Origin of the sequence: Vibrio sp. M260112 (assembly GCF_036533775.1) — a bacterium.
In the GTDB taxonomy this organism is placed as follows: Bacteria; Pseudomonadota; Gammaproteobacteria; order Enterobacterales; family Vibrionaceae; genus Vibrio.
The window spans coordinates 1-26,617 of sequence record NZ_JATABH010000011.1 but is presented as its reverse complement, the minus strand read 5'-3'; the positions used below and the strand labels follow the sequence as shown (position 1 = coordinate 26,617).

Annotated in this window: 24 protein-coding genes, 2 pseudogenes and 2 riboswitches; of the genes and pseudogenes, 9 read left to right on the top strand and 17 right to left on the bottom strand. The window is 43.4% G+C overall.

The window, feature by feature from the left end:
- The first annotated feature begins 91 nt into the window (after positions 1–91).
- Positions 92–1,117 (top strand): tetratricopeptide repeat protein, encoded by a 1,026-nt coding sequence (locus QTN95_RS07385; RefSeq protein WP_331416982.1) that lies wholly within the window; start codon positions 92–94, stop codon positions 1,115–1,117.
- Positions 1,118–1,287: 170 nt separating this feature from the next.
- Positions 1,288–1,473, top strand: coding sequence for a hypothetical protein (locus tag QTN95_RS07380; RefSeq protein WP_269376873.1), 186 nt, complete (start codon positions 1,288–1,290; stop codon positions 1,471–1,473).
- Positions 1,474–1,554: 81 nt separating this feature from the next.
- On the opposite strand, the gene maiA is transcribed toward QTN95_RS07380, so the two are convergent.
- From maiA to hppD, 4 genes are read right to left on the bottom strand one after another with little or no spacing between them, the layout of a single operon-like run.
- Positions 1,555–2,202, bottom strand: coding sequence for a maleylacetoacetate isomerase (gene maiA / locus QTN95_RS07375; protein WP_331416981.1), 648 nt, complete (start codon positions 2,200–2,202; stop codon positions 1,555–1,557).
- Positions 2,195–3,208: a fumarylacetoacetate hydrolase family protein gene (locus QTN95_RS07370; protein ID WP_331416980.1), complete on the bottom strand. Its 1,014-nt coding sequence runs from the start codon at positions 3,206–3,208 to the stop codon at positions 2,195–2,197. The genes maiA and QTN95_RS07370 overlap by 8 nt, the downstream gene beginning before the upstream one ends.
- A gap of 11 nt (positions 3,209–3,219) precedes the next feature.
- Positions 3,220–4,353, bottom strand: coding sequence for a homogentisate 1,2-dioxygenase (locus tag QTN95_RS07365; RefSeq protein WP_331416979.1), 1,134 nt, complete (start codon positions 4,351–4,353; stop codon positions 3,220–3,222).
- Positions 4,346–5,419, bottom strand: coding sequence for a 4-hydroxyphenylpyruvate dioxygenase (gene hppD, locus QTN95_RS07360; protein WP_331416977.1), 1,074 nt, complete (start codon positions 5,417–5,419; stop codon positions 4,346–4,348). Before hppD ends, QTN95_RS07365 begins: the two co-directional genes overlap by 8 nt.
- A 441-nt stretch (positions 5,420–5,860) precedes the next feature.
- Between hppD and QTN95_RS07355 the strand changes: the two genes are divergently transcribed.
- Positions 5,861–6,967, top strand: a complete 1,107-nt coding sequence (locus tag QTN95_RS07355) for a M20/M25/M40 family metallo-hydrolase (protein WP_331416976.1) — start codon at positions 5,861–5,863, stop codon at positions 6,965–6,967.
- Between the two features lie 29 nt (positions 6,968–6,996).
- On the opposite strand, the gene QTN95_RS07350 is transcribed toward QTN95_RS07355, so the two are convergent.
- The 3 genes from QTN95_RS07350 to QTN95_RS07340 form a co-directional block, all read right to left on the bottom strand.
- Complete coding sequence (locus tag QTN95_RS07350) at positions 6,997–8,787, bottom strand: putative bifunctional diguanylate cyclase/phosphodiesterase (RefSeq protein ID WP_331416975.1); 1,791 nt, start codon at positions 8,785–8,787, stop codon at positions 6,997–6,999.
- A 151-nt stretch (positions 8,788–8,938) separates the two neighbouring features.
- Entirely contained in the window at positions 8,939–9,673 is a 735-nt protein-coding gene (locus QTN95_RS07345) for a chromosome partitioning protein ParA (RefSeq protein ID WP_331416974.1), read from the bottom strand.
- A 16-nt stretch (positions 9,674–9,689) separates the two neighbouring features.
- Complete coding sequence (locus QTN95_RS07340) at positions 9,690–9,848, bottom strand: hypothetical protein (RefSeq protein WP_171052208.1); 159 nt, start codon at positions 9,846–9,848, stop codon at positions 9,690–9,692.
- A gap of 243 nt (positions 9,849–10,091) precedes the next feature.
- Between QTN95_RS07340 and QTN95_RS07335 the strand changes: the two genes are divergently transcribed.
- The 4 genes from QTN95_RS07335 to QTN95_RS07320 all read left to right on the top strand — a co-directional run bounded on the left by QTN95_RS07335 (position 10,092) and on the right by QTN95_RS07320 (position 13,679).
- Positions 10,092–10,430, top strand: a complete 339-nt coding sequence (locus tag QTN95_RS07335; RefSeq protein WP_269376940.1) for a 50S ribosome-binding protein YggL — start codon at positions 10,092–10,094, stop codon at positions 10,428–10,430.
- Positions 10,431–10,747: 317 nt separating this feature from the next.
- A riboswitch (glycine riboswitch) is annotated at positions 10,748–10,861 on the top strand.
- 2 nt (positions 10,862–10,863) lie between these two features.
- Positions 10,864–10,947: riboswitch (glycine riboswitch) on the top strand.
- Positions 10,948–11,061: 114 nt separating this feature from the next.
- On the top strand, positions 11,062–12,435 hold the full coding sequence (locus tag QTN95_RS07330) for an alanine/glycine:cation symporter family protein (RefSeq protein WP_331416972.1): 1,374 nt from the start codon (positions 11,062–11,064) through the stop codon (positions 12,433–12,435).
- Positions 12,436–12,817: 382 nt separating this feature from the next.
- Positions 12,818–12,961, top strand: a complete 144-nt coding sequence (locus tag QTN95_RS07325) for a hypothetical protein (protein ID WP_331416971.1) — start codon at positions 12,818–12,820, stop codon at positions 12,959–12,961.
- Complete coding sequence (locus QTN95_RS07320; protein WP_443088858.1) at positions 12,939–13,679, top strand: HD-GYP domain-containing protein; 741 nt, start codon at positions 12,939–12,941, stop codon at positions 13,677–13,679. Before QTN95_RS07325 ends, QTN95_RS07320 begins: the two co-directional genes overlap by 23 nt.
- Here the strand turns inward: QTN95_RS07320 and QTN95_RS07315 are convergent.
- Entirely contained in the window at positions 13,641–14,279 is a 639-nt protein-coding gene (locus QTN95_RS07315; protein WP_331416967.1) for a LysE family translocator, read from the bottom strand. The genes QTN95_RS07320 and QTN95_RS07315 overlap by 39 nt on opposite strands.
- 164 nt (positions 14,280–14,443) lie before the next feature.
- On the opposite strand from QTN95_RS07315, the gene QTN95_RS07310 reads away from it, so the two are divergent.
- Positions 14,444–15,925, top strand: a complete 1,482-nt coding sequence (locus QTN95_RS07310; RefSeq protein WP_331416966.1) for a carboxypeptidase M32 — start codon at positions 14,444–14,446, stop codon at positions 15,923–15,925.
- A 108-nt stretch (positions 15,926–16,033) separates the two neighbouring features.
- On the opposite strand, the gene QTN95_RS07305 is transcribed toward QTN95_RS07310, so the two are convergent.
- Genes QTN95_RS07305 through QTN95_RS07295 form a run of 3 tightly spaced genes read right to left on the bottom strand, consistent with a single transcriptional unit; the run spans position 16,034 to position 19,798 of the window.
- On the bottom strand, positions 16,034–16,708 hold the full coding sequence (locus tag QTN95_RS07305) for a DUF6933 domain-containing protein (RefSeq protein WP_331416965.1): 675 nt from the start codon (positions 16,706–16,708) through the stop codon (positions 16,034–16,036).
- 2 nt (positions 16,709–16,710) lie between these two features.
- Positions 16,711–17,244, bottom strand: a complete 534-nt coding sequence (locus tag QTN95_RS07300) for a hypothetical protein (RefSeq protein WP_331416963.1) — start codon at positions 17,242–17,244, stop codon at positions 16,711–16,713.
- A gap of 52 nt (positions 17,245–17,296) precedes the next feature.
- Positions 17,297–19,798, bottom strand: a complete 2,502-nt coding sequence (locus tag QTN95_RS07295; protein WP_331416962.1) for a TOTE conflict system archaeo-eukaryotic primase domain-containing protein — start codon at positions 19,796–19,798, stop codon at positions 17,297–17,299.
- Between the two features lie 53 nt (positions 19,799–19,851).
- Between QTN95_RS07295 and QTN95_RS07290 the strand changes: the two are divergent.
- Positions 19,852–20,112: pseudogene (locus QTN95_RS07290) on the top strand (carboxypeptidase M32); the annotation flags it as partial.
- Between the two features lie 295 nt (positions 20,113–20,407).
- On the opposite strand, the gene QTN95_RS07285 reads toward QTN95_RS07290, so the two are convergent.
- From QTN95_RS07285 to QTN95_RS07260, 6 genes and pseudogenes are all read right to left on the bottom strand, one after another.
- On the bottom strand, positions 20,408–21,388 hold the full coding sequence (locus QTN95_RS07285) for a hypothetical protein (RefSeq protein WP_331416961.1): 981 nt from the start codon (positions 21,386–21,388) through the stop codon (positions 20,408–20,410).
- A 126-nt stretch (positions 21,389–21,514) separates the two neighbouring features.
- Positions 21,515–22,405 carry an OmpA family protein gene (locus QTN95_RS07280; protein ID WP_331416960.1) on the bottom strand — a complete coding sequence of 297 codons (891 nt, stop codon included), beginning with the start codon at positions 22,403–22,405 and terminating at the stop codon, positions 21,515–21,517.
- Positions 22,380–23,087, bottom strand: a complete 708-nt coding sequence (locus tag QTN95_RS07275) for a fimbrial biogenesis chaperone (RefSeq protein ID WP_331416958.1) — start codon at positions 23,085–23,087, stop codon at positions 22,380–22,382. Before QTN95_RS07275 ends, QTN95_RS07280 begins: the two co-directional genes overlap by 26 nt.
- 8 nt (positions 23,088–23,095) lie before the next feature.
- On the bottom strand, positions 23,096–25,513 hold the full coding sequence (locus QTN95_RS07270) for a fimbria/pilus outer membrane usher protein (protein WP_331416956.1): 2,418 nt from the start codon (positions 25,511–25,513) through the stop codon (positions 23,096–23,098).
- 65 nt (positions 25,514–25,578) lie between these two features.
- Positions 25,579–26,151, bottom strand: coding sequence for a fimbrial protein (locus QTN95_RS07265; protein WP_331416955.1), 573 nt, complete (start codon positions 26,149–26,151; stop codon positions 25,579–25,581).
- Between the two features lie 338 nt (positions 26,152–26,489).
- Positions 26,490–26,617, bottom strand: a pseudogene (locus QTN95_RS07260) (ISAs1 family transposase); the annotation flags it as partial.

Genomic DNA, 26,617 nt, shown 5'->3' with positions numbered 1-26,617 from the left:
CTCAAATATGTTCAATTGTTATCAATTTTTACTGAGTAATTGATATACTTAGTAAATACTGCCTGCTTGCCAATCATGTCCAGAGGTTAATTTGCGCATCCTTCCCCTTCTACTGCTAGCGTTGTCCGCCTTTAGCTATGCCCAAACGGTAGAAGAGCTGATCAAAAGTGCCCAAAACAACAATGTCCACGCTCAGCTTGAGCTGGCTGAGATGTATAGCCAAGGCAATGGTATCGAACGCTCAGACTCAGAGGCATTTTATTGGTATCAGCAAGCGGCCGAAAGTGGCAACTCATCTGCGGCGATTTATCTAGGGCGTGCTTACCTCAACGGTGTTGGAACGAACCCCGATGTTGAAAAAGCGATTTTTTGGTTGAACAAAGCCGCGTTTGAGGGAGATCCCCAAGCGCCTCGTCTTCTCGGTGAGCTATACGAAAACTTGCAGCAGCCACCCAATAATTTGGACCTTGCTGAGATCTGGTACCTCGAAGCCGCGAAGAACGATCCCAACGCAGAAAACGCCTATGCTCGTATTCTAGAAGAGCAATTTAATGCCCGAAGAGCGAAACAAGTGGCCGCTATTGATCAGCTTGAAGTGGCATTTGATCACCAAGAAATCGAATTGAGTCCAACAGCAAAGTCTGTATCGCAAAGCCAACAAGCGGCAAACAGTCTGGTATATGCTCTATCCGCATTGCTATTGGTGAGTCTCACTCTTGTCGGCTGGCTATTGCGAAAGAACCAAACGCTCCGAAAGGCCGCCAATACCACCGAGTCAGACACGCAACAACAGCAGCTCAAACTTGAACGAGAACTCAAGCGCAAGGAAGATATTCTCAAGCAGCAAAAACGACAAATGGAAGTCATGTATCGCCATATCAAAAAACAGCAAGAAAATACCAAGCCGGTAGTCACAGAGAGTCACAGTGAGAAGCCCCTAACGCTAGCGTGTGCCCTTTTTGGCTTTAACCCAAGCAAGATACCCGCCGAAAAAGAGATCAAGTTAAGATACAAGCAACTGTGTAAAATCTACCACCCAGATCTCAAAGGCAGTGAAGAAGAAATGAAGCGTTTGAATCAAGCGTTGAAAATAATTCTTTCAAGTGTTAATAAATAGTTACATTTCAATTTTAAAATATTTCACTTACCTTTTCAGCGTTTAAAACACAAGGCTGCGCAATCGATCTCCTTCCCAATACACGTAACAAATGCTTAACCAAACCGCGTAGTTTGTGTCATACTCCACGGCGAAAATAGCACCTAAAAAAATTAAGGTGGGGAGAGTATATGTTTACTATTGAAGGCGTGTGCGACTGGTGTAAGAAACCAAACATGCTAACCAAACATGATTACGTCGACGGAAAATGTCACCATTCATGTAAAGAGTGCAATGACCTAGCGACTCTTGATGTTCGTCAGTTTAACATTGAAGAGTTACAGCATAGAGAGCGACAACTTAGCGCTCTACGCTAATCAGCATTGTGTCTCCAGCGATGTAAATAAGCCACCGAATGACGGTGGCTTTTGTATTTTTAGTCTCTCAGTAACTGGCGGCTAATCTGCATCCGATTGTGACTCAGGAGCGGCTTGTTCAAACGCCGCAAGCTTATTAAGTGACGCCGTCACTTGAGTAATGTTCGGATACGCGGAGAGATCAACCTTAAACCGCTTGGCATTGTAAACCTGTGGAACGAGACAGACATCAACCAAGCTAACATCGTCTCCGACACAGTAGCGCCCTCGTGTCAGTTTTAGCCTCTGCTCTAGAGCATCAAACCCTTTCATTATCCAATGGGCATACCATGATGATTTCTCTTCGTCCGTGACGTTGAGTGTTTGAGAAAGATACTGTAAAACGCGCAAGTTATTGAGCGGATGAACATCAATCGCAATATCATGAGCCATTGCCTTAACCTGATAACGTAATGCTCGGTCCGTTGGCGTCAACAACACTTCCGGATAGGTCTCATCGAGATAGTCGATAATCGCTAAGGACTGATTAAGCCGCATCTCACCATCGATCAAAACGGGTACCAATTGATTGGGGTTGAGACGCTTAAAATCGGTCGAGTGCTGTTCTCCACCATTTTTAATCAAATGAATGGATCGCTGCTGATAGTCGAGCCCCTTAAGATTGAGGGCAATTCGGACTCGATAGGCCGCAGATGAGCGCCAGTAACCATATAAAATACGATCACCCATACTTAACCACTTGTTGGTCAATTGCACCAAAAATCGAGTGCCCATCGTTATCAAGCATTTCTATTTTGATCCGGTCACCAAACTGCATGAACCCTGTAGAAGGTGAACCATCACGAATCGTCTCTATCATTCGCACTTCTGCAATGCACGAGTAACCCACACCACCTTCGGCAATCGCGGTACCATGTTCTGTCCCCTGTTTGTTTGACACCGTCCCCGAACCGATAATCGCACCGGCAGACAGTGGACGACTCATAGCAGCATGCGCAATGAGCTGTGGAAACTCAAATGTCATATCCACACCGGCGTTAGGGCATCCAAACGGCTCATTGTTGTAAAAACTTAATAGTGGCAGATTGACCTTGCCACCATCCCAGTCACTGCCCAATTCATCAGGTGTGACCGCAACCGGAGAAAAAACAGACGAAGGTTTAGATTGGAAGAAACCAAATCCTTTTGCTAACTCGTTTGGAATCAAACCGCGTAATGAAACATCATTGACGAGCATGACAAGTTTGATTGACTGAGCAGCCTCTTCAACACTGACTCCCATTGGTACATCACCGGTGATAACGGCAACCTCACCTTCAAAATCGATGCCCCATGCTTCATCAACGACCGGAATATCATCACACGGGCCAATAAAGGCATCCGACCCACCCTGATACATTAGAGGATCGGTCCAGAAACTTGGCGGCATTTCCGCGCCACGCGCCTTACGCACCAATTCAACATGATTGACATAGGCTGAGCCATCTGCCCACTGGTAGGCTCTTGGTAACGGTGATTCGCACTGCAGAGTCGAGAAAACCATTTCGTTGGTCAATTCGCCGTTATTCAATGCGATGTACATTTCATTTAACTGTGGCTCAACACGCTGCCAGACATCCAGTGCTTGCTGCATTGTCTGTGCGATTTCTGGCACCGCGACACAATGAGTGAGTGATTTGTTCACAACAACCAATAAGCCATCTCGGCTGCCATTTTTTAGGCTTGCTAACTTCATTCTATTTGCCCTTATTTTTGTTCTTTCCAGCTATCGATATACTGCTCATTTTCAACCTGACGTGCGTGCTCACTAATTTCGAGTGCATGACGGGTATCGATCATCACTGCCACTTCATCGGTGAATTTCTTCTTATACTCCTGCCCTGCTTTAAAGGCCTTGGGATGTGGGCCGTGAGCAAATCCAGCGGGATGAAAGGTCACCATTCCCGCCTCAATGTTGTCGCGACTAAAGAAATCCCCTGCGTGGTAGAACAGTACTTCATCGTAATCATCATTGTTGTGGTAAAACGGCACCTTTAACGCCCCAGGATCACTTTCAATAGGCCTTGGCACAAATGTGCAAATAACAAATCCTTGCCCCACAAATGTCGTATGCGCTGACGGCGGCAAATGATAACGGTGCGACATAAGTGGCCTGATATCACGCCAGTTAACTCGTACCACAGAAAGGTCACCATGCCAGCCAATCGCATCTAGTGGATTAAACGGATAAGTGACGACGCTCACCTGCTCATGACGTTTAATGTAAACTTGTGTCGACTGTTCTGAATACTGATCTTTAAATGCCTGATCAATTTTCGGAACGTCGAGCACTGCTGGGTCAAAAACAGCGTGATTACCAACCATGCCTTTTTCCGGCAAGGTATAAGCGGCATCCGTGTTTTCAATCATCAAGATGAACATCGGCTCATGGGGTTCAAGCCGCCAAGTGGTCGAGCGAGGGATCATCACGTAATCCCCTTCAACCACCTCAAGGTGTCCATAGTCACAAAACAGATCAGCTTTGCCCTGATGAATGAATAAGAGTTCATCGCCGTCGGCGTTGCGTGCTAGGTGATCCATCGCACTATCGAGCTTCCAGATACGAACTTTACAGTTAGCGTTATGCAGAAGGTAAGGTACCGACCATGGAGAGTTCTGAATCGAGGCTTCCACTTGGTTGAAATTGAACGCACGAGGTTTTAGCTCACCCTGCCAATCACTCCAACCTGTAGGGGCATGCTGGTGATGGAAGTGAGCGGCAGGGCCAAAGAAACCACTGCGCCCCGCTTCGCGTTCATAAATCGCTTGTTCCGGGAAGTCAGCGTGCGCCTGCTTGGAGCACACTCCCTCCCGATGCGGGAATGTTATCCATTTATGCATCGTTTAGTACTCCACGACGAATTTGATCTTCTTCAATCGATTCAAACAAGGCTTTGAAGTTACCTTCGCCAAAGCCCTCATTACCTTTACGCTGAATAATTTCAAAGAACACCGGACCAATAACCGTCTGGGTAAATATTTGAAGTAAAATACCATCCTTCATTGGCGCACCATCGATAAGGATCCGCAGATCACGTAACTTATCGACGTCTTCACTGTGACCTTCCACACGTCCATCGATCTTTTCATAGTAGGTGTCAGGTGTCGGCATAAACTCCATGCCACGTTCACGAAGTGTCTGTACCGTTTGATAGATGTTATCCGTCGTTAGGGCGATATGTTGAATACCTTCACCGTTGTATTCACGGATAAACTCTTCTATTTGTGATTTGTCGTCAGAAGATTCATTGATTGGAATACGGATCTTGCCACAAGGCGCGGTCATCGCACGGCTGACAAGGCCAGTCAGTTTGCCTTCGATATCGAAGTAGCGGATTTCTCTGAAGTTACCGATACGCTCGTAAAATCCAGACCACAGATCCATATTGCCTTGCTTAACATTATGGGTTAAGTGGTCAATCTCGTACAAGCCGACATCCATCTTTTCTAAACGTTGTTTGGCATCGTCATAAAAGCGGAAATCGACTTCGTAAATACTGCCATCTTGGTAGCGATCAACAAAGTAAAGCAGACTCTCACCGATACCATAGATCGCTGGAATACTGAGTTCCATTGGACCTATCTCAGTGATGTACTCTTTCGCACCATTGTCTAGTGCTTGTCTCATCGCAACCGAAGAATCTTTCACTCGGAAGGCCATGCCACAAACTGAAGGACCATGTACCTTAGCAAATGCATGAGCCTGACTGTGTGGCTGAGCATTTACGATAAAGTTCACGTCACCTTGACGGTAGAGCCAAGCCTCTTTAGAACGGTGTTTTGCGACTTCTGCAAACCCAAGTGAGTTAAACAACTGCTTTAGGTCTTGAATACCCTTCTCATCTGCCGCTGTGTATTCGACAAACTCAAAACCATCAGTGCCTAATGGGTTGTACGCTTCGTTCATTTGATGTCCCTCGTGTATTAGTAACGACCATGTATCTATCAATAACTTGGCTTATCACGAGCAAAAAATGAATCTTTACGCGCAATTTCAAGGTTACGAAAATGTAATCAAAAACTGTAAACGGCGAATTTAAAAACCAATTTTAACGATTAAAAACAAAAACTTAAAACAAAACCGCACAGTAACATTTATTTTACATTTCAAGCATCAACGGCCGTGAATGAGGAATTTTTCAACTTTGCCTACATCGAGTTCTGAACCTAAGAGTGCGTGCCATTAGTGTTTGATAAAACGAGTAAATAATCACCTGAACATGTATAAGCCCAACAGATACCTGACGATAAAAAGCCTGTCAGAGTCACCGATAGATTGACGTAGCGCAGTTTGCGACTCGGCTGAGCAAGATATGGTAATCCCCTCTGTTCCTAACGAGGTATAACAATGACTCAAATTAATCGTGAACGTCTGGTCGAACACTTTATTCAACTTGTCAAAATTGACAGTGAATCTCGCAACGAAAAGCAAATTGCTGAAACGCTAGCAGAGCAGCTCGGGGAGCTTGGCTTTACCGTACATAAGTTAGCTGTCCCACAAGATGTCTCCAATGGCTTTAACGTCTACGCTCGCTTGGAAGGTGAACTTGCCGACAGCATCGTACTGAGTTGTCACATGGATACCGTAACCCCAGGAATTGGTATTGAGCCTATCATCGAAAATGGCATTATCCGCTCTAAGGGGAATACCATCCTTGGCGGTGATGACAAGTCGGGTATCGCAGCTATCATGGAAGCAGTCCGTTGTATTCAAGCGGCTAACCAAGCTCACAAGACCATCGAGATAGCTTTCACTGTTCATGAAGAAGGCGGACTATTTGGTTCTCAGCACTTTGACATGTCTTACATCCAGTCAGACAAAGCGATCGTACTCGATACAGGAGGGCCGATTGGCAGCATAGTCAATGCCGCTCCGGGTCAGCAAAAAATCGTCGCCAACTTTATCGGTCGTCCTGCGCACGCCGGTTTGGCGCCAGAAGAAGGCATTAGCGCTATTCAAGTCGCAGCAGATGCTATCACTCAAATGAAGCTACTGCGCATCGATCACGAAACAACGGCTAATATCGGGATTGTACAAGGCGGTAATGCGACCAACATCGTTATGCCTTCTTTAAAAGTGGTCGCAGAAGCGCGCTCGCTAAATGATGAAAAACTCTCCCAGCAAGTATCGCATATGATTGAGACGTTTCAGGCAGCGGCCGATAAGTATGGTGCTCAAGTAGAGATTGATTCAACCCGCGCATACAACGCATTTGTCATTGCTGATAACCACCCTCATATCGAAGCAGTTAAAGCATCATTTGAGGCGATTGGTGCTAAGCCTTACACCAAAGGAACTGGGGGTGGTAGTGATGCAAATAACTTCAATGCGAAAGGATTAACCACCGTAAATATCTCAACAGGTATGGCAAAAGTACATACCACAGAAGAGTTTATCGCCGTTGACGATATGGTCAAAGTAAGTGAGTTTGTTCAACACTACCTTACACACTAACCGTAAAAAAAGCCGCGACCGCGGCTTTTTTATTCTCTGGTTAATTTGACCAGCCGCGCTTCGCGTACCTCTTGTTTCATCATCGAACCGAACTCTTCAAAGGACAGTGGCTGAGAAAACAAGTAACCTTGGTATTGATCGCATCCTTCTTGACGTAAAACATCAAGCTGCTCCTGATACTCAACCCCTTCAGCCACCAGCTTAATGCCTAAACTATGTCCCATCTGAATGATGGTTCGAACAAGCACTCGGTCTGAGTGGCTAACGGCACAATCATCGACGAAACATTTATCTATCTTGATCACATCCGTCGGTAACTGTTTGAGATATTTAAGGCTAGAGTATTCGACACCAAAATCATCAATCGCAACCGAAACGCCAATGGCTCTCAACTGACGACAGATATCGGTAATGTTTTCAGGGTCACTCATTAAGGTCGACTCTGTAATCTCCATCTGCAATAGATGCGATGGCAGTTGTGTCTCTTTTAATGCGTGGCATACCACTTCGAACAGATCAGCATGAGCAAACTGAACCGTTGAGACATTGACAGCAATACAGATGGATAGCCCCTGATCATGGTAACGTTTTGCTTGACGGCATGCTTCTATGATTATCCACTGGCCGACAGGCACGATCTGAATCGTTTTTTCCGCAATAGGGATAAATTCACCTGGGGAAATAGGCCCAAGCTGAGGATGGTTCCAGCGCAACAACGCTTCAGCACCAACAATGCGTGCGGTTTCAATTTCCACTTTGGGCTGGTACATCAACAAAAATTGATCGCTTAATAACGCCGACTTAATCTCCGTTTCAATCTGATGCTGCCTAATTGTCTCGCCAAGTAGTTCATCATCAAACCAGCACACCGCTCCCGCTCCTTCTGAGCGTGCTTTATACAATGCAAAATCTGCGTTTTTTTCCCATACTTCGGTGCTGCCAAGTGCATCTCCCGCCATCGCAACGCCAATACAGTAAGACAACCGATGAGATGTATTGTCGACATTGAACATCACTCTTTGATGGCGGCTCAGTTTATCAACCAGATCATTGAGCTTTTCTACAATGTCCTGTTGCTCCACAACAACGAGAAATTCGTCACCACCAAAACGGTAAACCTTACCATCATCTCCGACCAAGTCTTTCATATGCCTGGCAAACGCGACGAGAAGATCATCTCCATGGCGATAACCAAGCCTGTCATTGACATTTTTAAACCCTTCTAACCCAATGTGGATCAGCCCAAATTTCTTGGCGTTACTCTCATTTATTCGGCTTATGTCCTCCCGATACGCATTGATATTCGGCAGTTTTGTGAGGTAATCGGTTTGACTTTCTATTTTAAAGACAAGGGCTTGCTGCTTGGTCTTCATATATGAATAGGTCATCAATGTTGCGAACACACTACTCGCTGTCATTTCAATCGACACATCGATAAAGGCATCAAACTCAGTGAGTGACAGTTGATATAGGTAGCCATTGATCAACGCTGCACAAACAGCAATCGGCCATAACGTTCCGGGGAATAACACCACATAGCATAAAGGAAGCGCAAAGAGGCACACCTTGATCTCATCAAGACCGAAGTGCTGCACTAAACCTCCGGCAATAAATATCGCTACACCAGCAAACGCACAAAGGTGCTTGAATGCAAGTACTTGCGTGTATAACGCAAAGAGAAGTAATGCAGGAAATAGGTAAAACGGCATCTCCCACGGATGTGGATCAGATAAAAGTGCACGGGACATGACGCCCACTGCAGCAATATAGGCGATATAGCTTATAACCTGCACGCTTTCATTGAGTTTAAACAGCCGCATCCTGAGCCTTCATTTCCCAAGCAATTACTTTAAACGTAGCGCATTTTCTGAAAATCGCTTTACTCGTTACCAAATCAGTACCTCTATCCTGAGACAAATAATAAAAACGCCTCTAAGATAGAGGCGCTTTTAGGGCGAAGGCGGAAACAGACTAAAGACCCAGCTCTTGCGATAAGGCCTTCATTTGTTTTAAATCCATCTGATGAACACGAATCATTTGTTCAACTTGACTCAACCTTGATTGTGCTTCGTCTTGCTTATCACACGCATCTGATTTGGCGTCCCAAGAGGTGCCTTCTAAATAGACATCACACTGTTTTTTCAATTCAACGATTTTGGGTGCAAGTTCTTCACGTTCTTTCTCTAGGGCTTCTAGCTCCTGAGAGACTTTCAGTTCCTGCTGGAACAACTCACGTGAACGCTCAAACATTGTTGCCTGCATATCGGCCTGTCGATTGAGCTGAGTATTCTGGCTATTCACCGTGGTTATTTGCTGTTTTTGCTGCGCAATCTGCTCTTTCAAGGTCGTATTTTCGGTTTGTAGTTCGTTGACCTGAGAGTGAAGCGCATCCAAAGCCAGCTTATGCTCTTGTTGCTGAGCATTCATCGCCAATTGCAGCTTCTCTTCAACCTCATCATCAACCTTGGCAACTCTCTGCTCTACTTGAGTGGCCATTTGTTGTTTGTCAGCCACTAACGTTTGATATTGTTGTTCAAGAGATTGGTAAGTCGATTCCCACTTTTGTGCCGTGAGTGTCGAACCCACCAAACCACCTAACGCAAGGCCCAGCGCACCAGCGATGACAATATAGAGGCGAGCACGCTTGTCTCTCTCCTCAATCACAACAACGTCATCATTCTCTTGTATATCGTTTTGTTCGTTCACTTATTGCTCCTAAAGCCTAGCGAATTAGTTCTGTAACCATGATTGTTGCGGTATAGATAATAAAGCTGGAAACCAACGTTATTACGACGTACTTCTGCAACTTCTCGCTCGTACGATAGCGGATCAGTACAAACGCGATGACAATCAAAAACGCGATGGCAAGTAACCTTGTCATAACCTCTCCTTGGGCAGATCCTATACTGATTACTTTATACCATTTTTTGTGCCTAAATAGTCAGAGTCAGGTTGTTTTCGCCACCCACAGTATTAAATAAATTATTTCAATTGGTTACTTTAAATACGTTGTGACCAAATCTGGATGAAAAGGCGTCACTTTTATTTGTATATCAGCATTTTATTTGGTGTGTCACTTAGAATGAGGTATAAAGAACCGTAATAAAACCATGGGACCAAAATGATGAAACCATACAAACTAGACAATAAAAAGCGCCGTATTCAAAAGAAACTTTTCCTAGGCGAGTTTGCAATGAAAGGTTTTGAACTGAGTTGCGAAACAAACATCAATGATTTTGATCGATACGATGCATTTGTTGATGACTTCATCGACTACATCGATGGACTAGGTCTGTGCTTTGGTGGTGGCGGCTTAGAACTCTTTGAAGGTTTCCTATGCTGTAACCAACGCTATGCTGATGCGACTGAAGAACATCAAGCTCAAGTTTTAGCATGGTTAGAAGCACGTGAAGAAGTGAAAGCGGTGAAAGTGAGTGAACTTGTAGACGCAAACTACTTCTAATCTCGATTATAGCGCCTTAAACGGCGCTATTTTTTTATTGGTCTTATCTCACTTCCATTCCTAGATTGTACTGCGCTAAGCAGCGTGTCACGTAACTTATCTTTAACAAGGCAGAAATAAAGTCATATTGACACCATTAAGCAAGAGTCAATATGACACAATAAATTCATTAAAACCCACACTTATCTCGATAATAAAATCGATCAAAAACATGCAATTCTGTTATTGAATTACATCAAAATAATGATAAAGTTCACACGTCGACAGCGAACAGTGCTATCGACCAACTTTTGCTCTTAAATTGAGCAATTGTTCCGATGAAGACTGCAGGAGAGCGGTTATTTACCAAATGTTAACATTTGCATAAAATAACCTACCGAAGAAGTAAATCTTTCAGGTGCTATTTAGGTAGCGAGGACTGTAGTTGGAGGAACCTCTGGAGAGAACCGTTAAATCGGTCGCCGAAGGAGCAAGCTTTACGCAAGTAAAGTGAAACTCTCAGGCAAAAGGACAGAGGAGTGGAAAGATCTAACCTACTACACCGCTTTTCTGCCTGTAGTTAATCAGAGATCCCTGATCTCTGTGCTTTCCCTCTTCTCCTTAAATAAGCATTATCACTTAAGGGGAAATCATGGATAACCTGCAATCTTTACTAAAAACAATCGACAATTTTGTCTGGGGCCCACCGCTTTTAATCTTGCTGGTTGGTACTGGGATATACTTCACTTTTCGCCTCGGCTTACTGCAGTTTCGACACCTTCCAACCGCTTTGAAACTCGTTTTTAGCAAAGATGACTCTGGCAAACAGGGCGACGTCTCTAGTTTTGCTGCTTTGTGTACAGCTCTTTCGGCAACAATCGGCACTGGTAATATCGTCGGTGTCGCGACAGCAATCAAACTTGGCGGGCCTGGTGCGCTATTTTGGATGTGGCTTGCGGCTCTGTTTGGTATGGCAACCAAGTACGCAGAATGTTTACTCGCCGTAAAATACCGCCAAACAGACGACAAGGGACAGATGATTGGTGGCCCGATGTACTACTTACAGTACGGCGTTGGTTCCAAAACTCTGGCCGTTTTGTTCGCGGTATTTGCACTGGGTGTTGCCTGTTTTGGTATTGGCACCTTCCCACAAGTCAATGCCATTCTTGACGCAAGTGAATTATCGTTTGGCGTTTCACGCGAAATATCAGCGAGCCTACTGACTTTATTAGTAGCATTTGTGACGATCGGCGGCATCAAATCTATCGCTAGCGTCGCGGGTAAAGTCGTCCCTGCGATGGCACTTTTCTACGTTGTTGCCTGTTTAAGTGTGATTATCACCAATGCAGATAAATTGCTTGATGCGATCGAACTAGTGCTCGTTTCTGCCTTTACTTCAACGGCTGCAACGGGAGGCTTCCTAGGCGCAAGTATCATGCTGGCAATTCAATCTGGAATCGCTCGTGGTGTGTTCTCTAATGAGTCCGGCCTTGGTAGTGCACCCATGGCAGCAGCGGCAGCAAGAACTGACTCTTGTGTCAAGCAAGGTCTTATTTCAATGACAGGCACCTTCTTCGACACAATCATCATCTGTACGATGACAGGTCTGGCGTTGATTCTTACGGGAGCTTGGCAAAGTGACTTCGCTGGTGCGGCGATGACAACACACGCTTTTGCCGTCGGCCTGAACTCTCAAACTTTTGGCCCAATGCTGGTTTCTATTGGCTTGATGTTCTTCGCTTTCACGACCATTTTAGGCTGGAACTACTACGGAGAGCGCTGTGTCGTATACCTCTTTGGTACCAAAGCAGTATGGCCATACAAGATTGTTTTCGTCTGCTTAGTGGCGTCAGGTGCATTCTTGCAACTCGATATGATCTGGATAATCGCAGACATCGTCAACGGCCTGATGGCGATTCCGAATTTGATCGGACTGATCGCGCTGCGTCAGGTTGTGATTGAAGAGACCAAACGTTACTTTGACTCCGCAATCAACCTCGTTCAAAAGCCTCAACACGTCGTTTAACCTTTTGTACATCGGGCAAGCCGCCAATCGGCTTGCCCTTTTTATCATCGCTCACTGAATTCCACTGTCGTCACTGCTAAATTGACAAGAAAGATTGGCAGCCCCCTAAACTTTCGCCTGATGTTCTATGCTTTTACTCTTGAAGCCTCCCTACCTCATTTCTCCTATGATTTATGTCAATTCACCCTATTCTGGATTGACATCCGAGAGCTCTATCGAACTGAGAGAGTTCAATCTTCGTCAATATCTGGACGAGATCCTTGTCTCTATGCAGTGCCCGCTAACTCAACTTGTATTTGATTTCTTTCTTTCCTATACCCATAAGAGGAACCGTCCTAGTTAACAGACGCCACATACGTTTAAAATTAGCAAGGAAGCTGATATGCCACTAGAGCTGTTCAGGGAAATGGATGAACCCACACTACCTGCATGGAAAGTCTTGATTGTTGACGATGAGGCTGATATTCATCAAGTGACCGTATTGGTGCTAAAACGTTTTAAACTTGATAACAGACCAATCGAATAATCAATATAAAATCTTGGCTCAAATTGGTGATAAAAAAGAAGAATTAGACTCTACCAGCTCAGGAGCAGTGAGCCTACTCTATCTAAAAGGCGCCAGAAAAATCACCAAACTGGAAAGTCAGTTGCTCACTCTTTTTTCTTACAGCGTCAGCCTCGCGTTCGAGAATCTCTCTCTTAGTCAGGAGATCATTGATACGCAAGGAGAACTCATTTACCGCCTTGGTGATGTGGTTGAGTCGCGCTCGCAAGAAGCAGGAAATCATGTAAGGAGGATGTCGGAGCTCAGTTATGAATTGTGCCTATTACTCGGTTATTCAGAAGAAAAAGCCAACGTATTACGCCAAGCCGCGCCAATGCACGACATCGGAAAAATTGCCATCCCAGATTCTGTTTTACTCAAACCAGGAAAGCTCGATAGCGAAGAATGGCAAGTGATGAAAACTCACTCAGCAATCGGTCACAACATACTTGCTGGATCTAAAAGGAAGATTCTTCAAACTGCTGCGACTATAGCCCATCAACACCACGAAAAAGTCGACGGGAGTGGATATCCTCAAGGGTTAAAAGGCGATGAAATTAGCATAGAGGCAAGGATCATTGCTGTTGCAGATGTCTTTGACGCATTAACCCATGAACGCTGTTACAAGCCGGCCTGGCCGATAGAAGACGTTATCACAGAACTAAAGCGTTGTATCCTCAACAATCAGTTTTGCCCCTAATAGGATAAGCACAGCCCCCGTCGTACCTTCCATCCACTTCATAAAACGAGGACTTTTTAACAACGTTTTTGCACTGGTTAATGCCCCAGCTAAGCCACATTGCCAGCACATGGCGATGACAAAGTGGATGCTTGCCATGAATAGTGATTGCAGCAATGGTGAGCCTTGTGGGTCGATAAACTGGGGTAAAAAAGCCAGATAAAAAACCGCCGTTTTCGGGTTAAGGACATTGGACAAAAAGCCTTCACGCAGTGAACGACGAATGCAGAGGGAGTGATCCTTACCCTCTTTAAACTCCATACCCTGCTGTTTACCCAGAACCGTCTTTAAACTACTGATCCCCAACCATATTAAATATGCTGCACCCAACATTTTAATGAAGCCAAACAACTCCGCGGATTGAGCTAATAACGCAGAGATCCCAACCGCTGAAAATAACGCGTGTACAAACAAACCACTACAGATACCAACGCTGGTTATCGAGCCATCCACAAATCCCGCGCGCGAGGTATTGCGGATCACCAGAGCAGTATCCAAACCCGGTGTGAGTGTTAATATGGTGATAGCGATGACAAACGCTTCAAAGTTTTCAATAAACACAGGATCCATCCTCCTAACTATTTGTCTTCAAACTACCTATTTCCGTCCTAATTTGCCAGAGAATAGTATTGATCTCTAAAACATCTGACATGATCACTGCTTGGTATCACTGTTAATGGTTGGTAAACTGACGTTCTATTTCCAAGGTCAAGGAAGGCATTTCAATGAGTGCATTCAATAAGTTAGTCCAACATTCTAAAAAGATTTCTCATTTTAACCACTTAGCCGCTATCTGCGGCTGGGATCAGGCAGCAATGATGCCTAGTGGGGGTAACCAAGCACGTTCTGAAGCCATGGCGGAGCTGTCAGTTCATATTCATGGCCTGCATACTCAACCACAGCTCGAAGAGTGGTTCTCTGAAGCGGAAAATGAAGCATTAGATGCACAGCAATCCGCTACCTTACGTGAACTTAAACGTCAGTGGCAGCAAGCCAACGTCTTGCCGGAGGCCTTGGTTCAAGCGAAGTCATTAGCTGGTTCAAAGTGTGAACATGCTTGGCGTAGCCAAAGAGGTGAAAACGATTGGAATGGTTTTGAGAAAAACTGGGCAGAAGTCGTAAAACTGTCTCAAGAAGAGGCTCAAATCCGCGCCGAGGCGAACGGTCTTTCTCCTTACGATGCGATGCTAGATATCTACGAACCAGGCACCAGTTCCGCCTCTCTCGACCAATTATTTAGTGATGTCAAAACATGGCTACCTGATCTAATCAACCAAGTCATCGATAAACAGGCAACGGAGCAGTTCATCCAGCCGCACGGACGCTTTGACCCCCATCAGCAGAAAGCGTTGGGGTTAGAAGTGATGTCACTACTGCAATTTGACTTCAACCATGGTCGACTTGATGAAAGTGTTCATCCATTCTGTGGTGGTGTTCCAAGCGACGTACGCATTACGACTCGATATGACCAAAGTGAATTTGTTCAATCACTGATGGGAATTGTTCATGAAACTGGCCATGCTCGATATGAACAAGGCTTGCCAAAAGCGCTTGCTGGTTTACCTTCAGGTGAAGCGCGTTCAATGGGTATTCATGAATCTCAATCTCTGTTCTTTGAAATGCAGGTTGGACGAAGCGAACCCTTTATCGCCCATTTGTCGAAATTGGCCGCTAAAAACTTCCTTGGCCATGATGCCTCGCTATTCACTCAGGAGAACTTCCATAAGCTTTACACGCGAGTGAAAAAGGACTTTATCCGTGTTGATGCTGACGAACTGACCTACCCTGCTCACGTAATTCTTCGATATGAAATTGAACGTGACCTAATCAACGGCAATATCCAACATACCGATGTGCCTGAGCTATGGAATCAGAAGATGCAGCAGTATCTTGGTCTCTCAACAGAGAACAATTATAAGAACGGTTGTATGCAGGACATTCACTGGACAGATGGCGCCTTTGGTTACTTCCCATCCTACACACTGGGAGCCATGTACGCAGCGCAGTTTATGGCATCAATGAAGCATACTGTAGATGTAGACAAAGCTATTAGAGATGGTGATTTATCACCAATATTCAAATGGTTACATGACAACATCTGGAGTAAAGGTAGCTTACTTACGACCAATGAACTGGTCAGTTCCGCTACTGGTGAGACGTTAAATCCTGAACACTTTAAAGCGCACTTAAAAAGTCGTTACCTCTAATTTGGTTACTGACATGTACTCTGTTTTTCCACTGAGTACATGTCAGCTTTTTAAAGCAAACTATTCGAGTTCTATAGACGACTGGCATGTAGGGTATCTACCCCGTTATCAATGGACTACTATTTCACCATCACACGATTCAAAAATCGCATCTAGATTAAAATTTGCCAGCCAAAAAGAGAAAAAACGTTCATGAGCAAAGAAATAGTTTTTTTCACCCTTGCAAGTTCTCGGTATACCTGAAGCAGTTACACTGAAATAAACGCAATCGAGAGGTTTGGTAATCGCTCCTTCTTTAGCGCACACAGCCTCAAGGTGCCACTTCACCTCTTTTAGATGAGCTTGCACACTTCTATCACCTCTTTGATGAAACCAACTGGTCTGGCACTGCATGTCGTAGCCTTGGATGTAATCGCTGCCCCGCTCAACTGTCATCTGATGCGTATCAGCCCAATAACGGAAATTCGCCTTCAACTGGTTTTCAAACGCATCTAAAAACCCCATCTCATTTCCTTTGGCTTCTGCTGGAAATATCACGCAATAACGTGAAGCATAATCCATTACCAGCATATACTTGTTCTTTTTAATTGAGATGCAATCCACCACCCATTGCCACTGAAATCCATCATTGATTCTAGGATCGACATCATCGGGAAAAACAGGAAAAAGGACGGACTCCTCAATAGTACTGTGAGGAGCTGGCTCCAGACAGGATAACTTTATTCCATTAATGACGACAGAAAAGTGCTCCGCCGCCGCTTTTGTGCAATTAAAAACCAACATAACTAATCTCTGTCAGCCAATAATAGTGTTTGCTTCGATTCCCCCACTTCGGAGGTCAAAACAGGAAACAACATTGAGTACGGTACTGTCCAGGCAGTATTGCCTACCAACACTACAGCCCTTTTGGGGTTTAGCTTGGATACCTGGCCAATATGTTCTTGATTGTCTTTGCTATTGATAAAGCCTACTGTTTCACCAATCGCTAACTCAGCTTTTGAAAGCCCCACAGCTTTATTGGACACCAAGGTTGTTTCAACATGGTCAAGGTTAAGAAAGTAAAAAGGAAGAGACCATTGCTGCCCAGTGTCTTGCTCACGGACAGATACTCGGCTACGTCCGACTTTTAACACTGTACACAGCAACGCTTTATTACGCTCAGTGCAAAAATATTCAACTGCCATCCCGACCTGAATTTTTCTTTTTAGAGCATTGGTTCTCTCTGGGTCTTCAAGCACTTTTTCTATGGCTGATTTTAATCGAAAAAGCTCAAAGTCTGTGGCCGATTCCAGCTCTTCAAATATGTGTTGGATGTTCATACTCTGCTTATACTTATCATTTCTATGGTCGCATACTAGCACTAAACGGATTTTACTCAGTAAACAATTTCTCTTGCATATTAAACGCACTTTCATCAAAACCTAATGCCTTGTATCCACGACTGCGTTTTGAGTACATTCTTGCCAGCATAGGAATTTTCATATCTACATAATCAATAACACGAATTTCCGTTTTACCGTCATACTCCCGCTGTATCCTTCCGACATATTGAACAAGCGCTCCTTTCCAGGATACAGGTAATGCGAGAACTAATGTATCAAGTCGAGGTAAGTCAAAGCCTTCTCCGATAAATCGACCTGTCGCTACCAGTACCTGAGTTGTTGCCAGCTTTTCATTAACCTCGTCGCGATCCTTCTTTTTCATTGCCCCAACTAACACCTCATTCTGAATTCTTCTCTGGGTTAGCATCTCACTCAGCAACTTCGCATGATCTCGGCGCTCTGTAAGAACGATAGGAACGCGCTCTTGTTTCACTTCTGCTTCAATGTCACTGATGATTAGCTGATTTCTCATTTCATGCTCGATCAACCACCTATACACATCAGCGATATGTGGCCGAGGATCTTGAGTTGCCAGTTGAAGCAGTGGTTCAAAATGAACCTCCTTCTTTTGAAGGGTCTGAGTAAACTTGACCGAACTGGACGAAGTAATAGTATGCCTTACCCTCCCCGCCTGCATGAAAATAATCGGCTGGTGACCGTCTCTACGTTCCAGTGTCGCACTAATACCGAGTACGTATTTTGCGTGAACCTCGCCCAATAGTTTTTCATACTGCGGTGCAGACAGGTGATGGCACTCGTCGCTGATGATCTGGCCGTATTCATGAACAATAGGATTAACTGTATTGTCGCCGCGATTAAGTAAACTCTGATAGGTTGCTATATCAACAACCTTCGTCGGCTTTTTCTTTGAGCCTGTAATCACACCTATCTCTACACCTGTCGTAAAAGCCTTCAGCCTTTCTTCCCATTGCTCTACGAGTTGCTTATTGTGAACAAGGATTAAGGTGTTGACCTTTCTTTTACATACTAGGCCTATTGCCGTTACAGTCTTTCCAAATGCTGTAGGCGCATGCAACACGCCAATATCAAATTTAGAAACCACATCGACCGCTTTCTTCTGCTCTTTCCTTAGCTCACCACTGAATTGGATGCTGCTAAGTCGGGTTCCTGATCTTCTTTTATCATCAAAGAGTAAGCTAACACCAGACTGTTCGAGCAACTCACAAGCATCATCTATGCAGCCTCTTGGTAGAGCAAGGTACCCACTATCGATTTCTGACAGCGATATATACCTGGATATTCCGTTCGTCGATAGCCGTAGTCCCTGAGCCTTGAAAAACTTAGGATTTGAAAACGATGCCAGCTTTTTCAACCTGGCAACCAGACCATTTGGCAATGTTTTGATAGGAAGATAGATTCTGTTCGCCAAGGTTATTTCAATACTGTCTGGACACCCCGATATCACCGAAGAAGTAGCGGGTAAGTTTCGCTCCCACGGAGGCAATGTGGAGTCCGATGTATCACTATCAGAAGACTGATTAGAATCATAAGACGTTACGAGCTTTGCTAAAGCATCAACGGCTAACTTTTTTGTTGAAGCCAGTATCTGCCATTGATCTTGATAAGATAAAAACTCCCCATCAATAAACTCAGAGTTACCTTCTGCTCTTGCACCTTTTTGAAGCGGCAGAGCTATCAAATTACCTATTCCAGCTACAGGCAACACATCTTGATTAGGAAATAGACGGTCGTATGACTCAAAGGACAATCCACCATGGATTTGCATCGCTTGATCAAGAAGCATAAAACCAAGTTTTCTAGCTCTGGCGGCGCCCACTTTAGTTTCAAAGAAAATCCATACATGAGCACCGTTTCCTGAACGAGAGCGTTCATGCAGAAAGTCTATCTCATTCCGTTGGCAGGCCTCAGCATAGGCTAGCGAAGCCTCTTTCCAGTCTTTTTTATCGAAGTCGATAGCAAGGAACCAGCAGTTACTATCAGCATCCATTGGGTAGATACCAACGATAGATTTCCCTGACAAATGATCATATATGGCTTTCTCATCAAGAGGCTTGAACGATTGGTTCGGGCATTCAAGACATTTAACTTTGGGCTTGTTGCAAAGCCCTTGCTGCCATTCATTATTACAAGCAAGGGAGTAACCAGAACGCCCTTGCTTGTTTTGCCAGCGAATCGCATAGCAACTGGAGTTTCCGCGAAAATAGCGTTGAAATAGCTCAACCTTCAGCTCGGGTGCCATGGTATTGCAAAAGTCTGAAGACTCGATACGCTTCGAGGCTATTAGCTGTCGTCTTTTGCTCTCAAGCAGTGCTAGCTCTGATTTAAGTGCCGATATCTTCTGATCTATAGCACTAAGTTCATCCATGATGTTACTACCTACCCCCCTGACAAATTCATGGTAAAAAACGCCGCTTCTTGCGCTACCATGTGAATATAACAATAGGATAACACATAAATTCCTATTGCCCTGCCTGGCGGGAATCTTCATATTTCGACTGTCAATTGCCACCACTTACTTCCAAGTAATCAAAGCCTTATCGTGCAGGTGACATTTTGCACTAGACAGATGGCGCATTCGGTTACTTCCCAAGCTACACGTTGGGCGCTATGTATGCAGCACAATTTATGACATCAATGAAACAGACTGTAGATGTAGACAAAGCTATTAGAGAAGGTGATTTATCACCGATTTTCATCTGGTTAAATGACAATATCTGGAGTAAAGGTAGCTTGCTAACGACCAATGAACTGGTCAGTTCCGCTACTGGTGAGACGTTAAATCCTGAACACTTTAAAGCGCACTTAAAAAGTCGTTACCTCTAATTTGGTTACTGACATGTACTCTGTTTTTCCACTGAGTACATGTCAGCTTTTTAAAGCAAATTATTCGAGTTCTATAGAAGACTGGCATGTAGGATATCTGCCCCGCTATCAATGGACTACTATTTCACCATCACACGATTCAAAAATCGCATCTAGATTAAAATTTGCCAGCCAAAAAGAGAAAAAACGTTCATGGGCAAAGAAATAGTTTTTTTCACCCTTGCAAGTTCTCGGTATACCTGAAGCAGTTACACTGAAATAAACGCAATCGAGAGGTTTGGTAACCAACCTGACTTTATTTATAATCCACCTCGAAGATGAGGTTAAAACTATATCTTCCTGTTTTACTAGTAGAGTGAACAACAAAATTAGCTTCGAGAGGTAATATAAAAGTTGTTGTTTGTTCATCTCCACCGTGATTGATATTTTGGCCCAAACCGAATTGTATGGGTGTTATGGTGTTATTATCAACGTAATTTAAATCCATAGTCAATGTCGGCAGATCGGCACTGTCTCCGGCAAAAATAGCGAGGTTAGCAAATGTATGCGTGTGTTGCCCACTTACGGTGAACGTCCACTCAACGTTACCATTTATTGACAGAGCACTTGCGCATTCTAAGTTGATATTAAAATTATGATTGAACTCTTGACCAGCCATAAGGTCAGGAATATTCTGAATAGAATCATATCTAAGATTACAAGTCGAATCATAAATTGTAGTAGTAGGGCGAATCAGATTCATTCTGTTTACTGTTGTTACTCCACCTTGTATAGTACTTCTCATCGAAATTGGGCTTTTGGTACTTATATTAAACCCTTCTTGTGGGTTTTTGTTGACAGTTCCTACTTTTTCTACGACAAAAATCTTCTCTCTTACGGTACCTTCTAATGTCTGACGACTTTGAGTATTATTGGTAATACTATGGAGTATGATTGATGAGTTAGAACCATCCCATGACATAATGGGAAGAGGGGTAACAAGTTCTACATTGGTAATGTTTGAATAAAATCTGTTTCCTGATTGGAAGCTAGGCCCCATCTGAGTTGTATGAAATTTTTTAGTAACTCCTGAAGCTATATTACATTTGTAGTCAAATGTTTCCCAAATTTCACCGATTGAATCACCTGCATTTACATTCCCATTAGGTATACCTTTACCTATAAAGGTAGATACATGATTTCCTGTAGAGCAAGTATTTGGCTTGGGTTCAACTGGAGCAGCACCCAGAACAAAAGTAGAGAATATCGCTAGCAAAGTTAAAGTAACATATTTCATAATAAAATTAACCTTTAGCTTATAATAAGCATGTCGCTATGCTGAATATGTTATTCAACTTAACGTAAGTGTATGATAGCAAAGTGAGCAATTTTATGCTCCGAGTGTGCTTTTGAATAATTAGTATTATTTTGTATAATATAAAAATTGTGCCAATGGCTGCTCAAGATTTTCTCTCTCGTCAAATGATGAGTTGATCTCAAGTCTTTCTGCATTAATTCCGTTTCCACTATAAAAAGCGTGCAGCCTTTCAACTCTTCGCTGTCCCAGCCATCTGTTGTAATCTACAGATCCCCCTTTGGAGTGCTTGTTGATTATACGAACATGCACATCAGGATGCTGGTTAAGATATTGGATACTTTCTTTTAGTACTTGCGTACTGGAAATATAACTCGAGTTTACGTTGAACAGTTGTGTTGCTTCGACAATTGGTCCTTTAGGAGGTAGTGTCGGCTGCTGAGCAACTTCTTCAGTAACTTTTTGGCTTGTGGAGCTCATAGGCTCTGAAGCAATGGTACGAGTTGTCTTTGAACTAGGAAGCGCCCATGTCATACCTAAATTGAATTCTGGAACGACCCTTACTGAAAACTCTTTTTTGACAACGGCAGAAAGCCCACCAAACAGCTTGACATCACTTCCTAGTCGATGTTGGACAACACTTGAAAAGCCTGCTCGAAATGGGTTAATGTCATCTTCATACTGAACAAACGGTCCGTGCAGTAGCGAAGTGTTAGAAGAAAATGACGAGCGCCCATATAAAGTGACTCGTGTTAAGAAGTTTTTATTGTCTAGCTTTGTATTACTGTTATAACCAAGTTGAGATTCAATCACCAATGATGGACCAATATCTAACCCATAAATAACGTTGGGAGAAAAGTAGTCTTGTGTTGGTTGGTAACCTGTTGAAAAACCGAAATAGTCGCTACGCTTTGCGTTGTCATCTGCAGAATAGGGAGCTGACCAAGCTCCCGAATACATTGTCATACAAATACTAAAAGTTAACAGTTTGAATTTCACTTAAACCACCATAGTCGTTAATAATGCCGAACTCCAAAGACATGTTTTTTACATTGATTCCTCTTGGCACTGCATACTTCTGCTGACTGAAAGGCGGAGTCATGTTGAATCTGTCATCAAGCATTTTTGATGTGCTACCACTAACTGCTTGTAGGTGGCCAAGGCTTAGGTAATAAGGACTATTGTTTGTTGCTTGAAAGTACCTTTCCCCATCCTCGTTAATAACTTTCCAAGAAAGTTGTTTAGCCGCATCAAGTAAGCCTTGTAAATCCAACCGTTCTGGACGAACAATGACTTTAATTCGAGTTCTTACTGCAATGTTTAACTGGTTTTGGTCAGTTTCAGATTTTCTTGGGATCTCTTGTACTGAAAGGAAAAAGATACTCTCTCTGTCTTTAGCCAGTTTGTTCTCGATTGGTAGAATTCTGACAAAACCTTGTTCGTTAGCGCCTAGCTTGAAGATAGGTGGTGTTAACACTAGCGGAAGGCCGCTAGTGTTTCCATCGCTATCTTCTATCCAAGACTGAACGAGATATTCCCCCCCAGAATCATTTATAATATCAACTTGGTGTTCTTTTGAGGTTGTAATTATTTCCCTTGTGTTTATTGGGCGCACTCCCGCATGCGCTTGAATAATTGGTAAAAGACTAACAATAATAATTAATAAGATTCTCAATAACATATTTGTACCTAATTACAACTTCTCTCTACGATGTCCTGTAGACTTTTAGAGTCGGGACTTACGTTGATCGAAAATTCACAATGACCAGAACCAACAATGAAGGTGGCGGATTGGCCAGGTTTAATGCCTGATAGATAAACAATATTGTCAGTACCTACAAAAGACATCTCGTCAGATGGGTTGTCTCGTAAAACAACGGGCTCTCCAAATAAGTTTTCTTCCGTATTAAGTTTCACTAGTACGCGTTTGCCTACACGAGCTTTTAAGTTGACTAAAACTGTAGAGCCTCGTCGTGGAACGTAGTTTTTGCTGAACTCTACGAGCTGAACGTCAGCGTTTTCTTCAGCGTTCATATAGACTATGTTGGAACTATAATCATTTGCGTAAGGAATAACAACAACACCATCCTTGTTAGTCCTTAGTGTCGGATTGTGGTTAACAATCAGCTCTTCAGCATCATCCACCTGAACGATGGCAGCAGTTTCCCCTAGGTACTGAGTGGCAACAACGCCACCCTCATAAATGAGGAGTCCGCCATTGGCACTTAAGCTTCCGGATGTTGTTTCTCCATTAGACTCGATATTTGCAGAAAAATGTCCAAAGGGTGTCTCGTTTCTCACCATAGCCGAGACTGACTCGTTACTCGTATTTGTATCATTCAGCATTTGGCTAACGGACGTGTTGTAATAGTAATTTTCAGTTGTTCCACTGTAAGAAAGCTGATTGTTAAACGCACCAGTGTTTTGTTCATGGGTGGATGAGAACATAACACTAGAATCGTTTCTCTTCCCAAATGGCAATGATAGAGACAGACCCAATCTTTTATCACTACGTACTCTATAGTTGGCTAGAACAGTATCGCTTATCGTGTAGTTCATACCTACGGAAACACGTCCAAGGTTAAAGTGCAGTGATGAGTAGAGCGATGTACCTTTCAACGATGAATTATGGTACGTATCATGTTTATAGGATAAATACAGTGTTGCTTCGCTGAGCGGCTGATTCAATGAGAGTTCAAATCGATTTCGTAAACCAAGCCCTGCTCTATCAGGGGATACTTGATTTGCTCTAGAGATATGCTCTTCAAAGCTAAGAAAGTCGGGGGAGCGATATTGATAACCAACTAACTGCAAATTCGTTGCTGTGTGAGAAAACTGTTTCGCATACAAACTTTTGAGAATAAAACCACTTTGCTGCTGTTGATCATCAAAACCAGAATAGCGAGTGGCGCCGCCTTCAAAAGACATAGCACCAAACTGGCCTAGATCATAAGCTATTCCTAACTCACCATAATAGTATTGCTCGGACAGTAAAGAGGAAAACTTAGGTGTAATAACTCCAAGTCCATATTCCAAGCCACCAGTAAGCACCGCAGGTTGAATAGCAGAGTTTGAGTTGCGATATTGTCCTGCAGATAAAGAGTAGTTGAAATTACCTTCGCGAACCAAAGATGGTAGCTTGGTAAATGGTATCATTCTGCGTCGAATTTGCCCGTTACTTTCTTCTATGACCAATTCTAAGTCAGCGCCTGTGCCCGATACGTCGAGATCATCAATTTCGAACTCGCCTGGCGGCACAACTCTGCTGTACAGAACCAATCCGTTTTGAAGAACGGTAACTTTGGCCGAACTTAGGGCGATATCTTTTAAAACAGGAACATAGTTATTCCATTCAGATTTGTACATACTTGTCGCTTTTGCGAGACGAAGACCAACCAACGGTAGTGAGCCGTTAATGGCAGAAATCCCGCTGGTGCGTATTTCGCCGAAATGTGCTCGAGAGGTAATAGCGTCGACATCTTTGTAGACAAAGAAATCGCTCAAGTTAGAGTTAAAAACGCTGCCATTTTTGTATAGGTTTCCTCCACCTTTTAAACGCCACATACCAAATGTAGTAAGTGCTTGAATCCCAAGATATCCATTTACATCGGATGAGGTGTTCGTACCACTAATATAAGAATTATAATTTAGCTTTACACTATTAACGCCTTGATCCCATTTAGAAGGTGAGGTTTTCAATTTCCCATATTTCTTTTCGATATGGATGTCTGGCACACTGAGTAACAGCAAAGATCGGGCAGAAACATAGTCTTGAGTTGCCATTGAACTGATGTCTGCAACGGTATAGCAGCTTTTGACGATGTCAGGCACGCGGATACTCAAGTCTTGCAGCTGACTCTTAGATAGACAAGGCTGAACATCACTGTTATCAAACTGCTTGAAGTCGATAAGCATACGTTGTGTAGTAAGCCCATTAAGCTCAACGTCAATCATGTGCTCACCGGGTGCAATAGCCTGCTCAAACCAGCTTGTATCAAGTTTTTTCCCTGAAATATCGCTATTCAGAAAGCTCAAGTCAAACTCCGAGCCGATCACTTGATACGAGAACAACAGTGGGATAACGAGTATAAATTGATGATTTTTCATGCTGTACCAAGGGAAATCAAGAAGTCAGTTCCTATTCAGAACTGACTCCAGTGAGTACAAAAATTCTAATTATATTCGATGGTGTAATTTGCTGTTGCAGTTACGGCACCCGCAGTAGGTACTGCTCCACCGACATTGACGTAAGCTGCGTTGAAATGAAGGACGTAAGACTCTGGATTCTCGGAGCTGGTCGGAAGAGTTATTTCGCTAGCTTTGTTACTACCAGCGTTAATATCGATGCGGGTAACCGCGTCTGCTTCAAGTAGTTGGATACCAACATTCGTGGCCGCGCCTGAAGATGCTGTATTCTTTAAGACATATGGGTTATTTTCATCGCCTTGCCCAGAGAACGTAACTCGCATTTTTTCAGCTGTAGTTGTTTGGCTTTTACAGTTTGTTAATTCGATACTAAATGTCGTCATACCAGATAGAACATCTGGTGATGTACCAATACTTGAAGCAGTAACGCTTGGCATAGTAACGTTGAGGTCGGTGCTACTAGCACCATTACCGACTGTACATGAAGCTGCCGTGATTTGACCATTGAAGGTAATAGTGCCATCGGCAGCGTAAGAACCAACGCTAGCTATTAGCAAACTGCTAGCAATAATAGTTTTAATTAGAACACTTTTTTTCATTTAATATTTCCTTTTTGGATTTACAATAATATCTTGTAATGCTGTTATAATTTCTGGCCTCCTAGCTGCAGCAATTCTAATTTTATATTCGAATATATTAAACAAGAATTAAATGAAATTATTGTGGGATTTTTCTTTATTGTCTCGGCTTTAATGTGATGGACGCACCAACTTAATTAAATTCAATTTATTGAATAAATTTATAATGCAACTCAAAAAGTACTTTCATTTATTAAATTGAACCCATTCTAAAAAAACAACATTTCAGAACTTGCCAAATATGATAATTAATAAGCTGGTCCCATAAATAGATTACGGCAGGGCGACCGCATGAGTGTTTAATTTTTACCCACCGCGTTTAGGCCTTCACTCAAGACCGCCTCTAGCATCGCTGTGTTCATCATACAACGCTTCTGTTTTCCAACGATACTGAGTTTAGTCGGCTCTGTGCGCAACATATTCAACC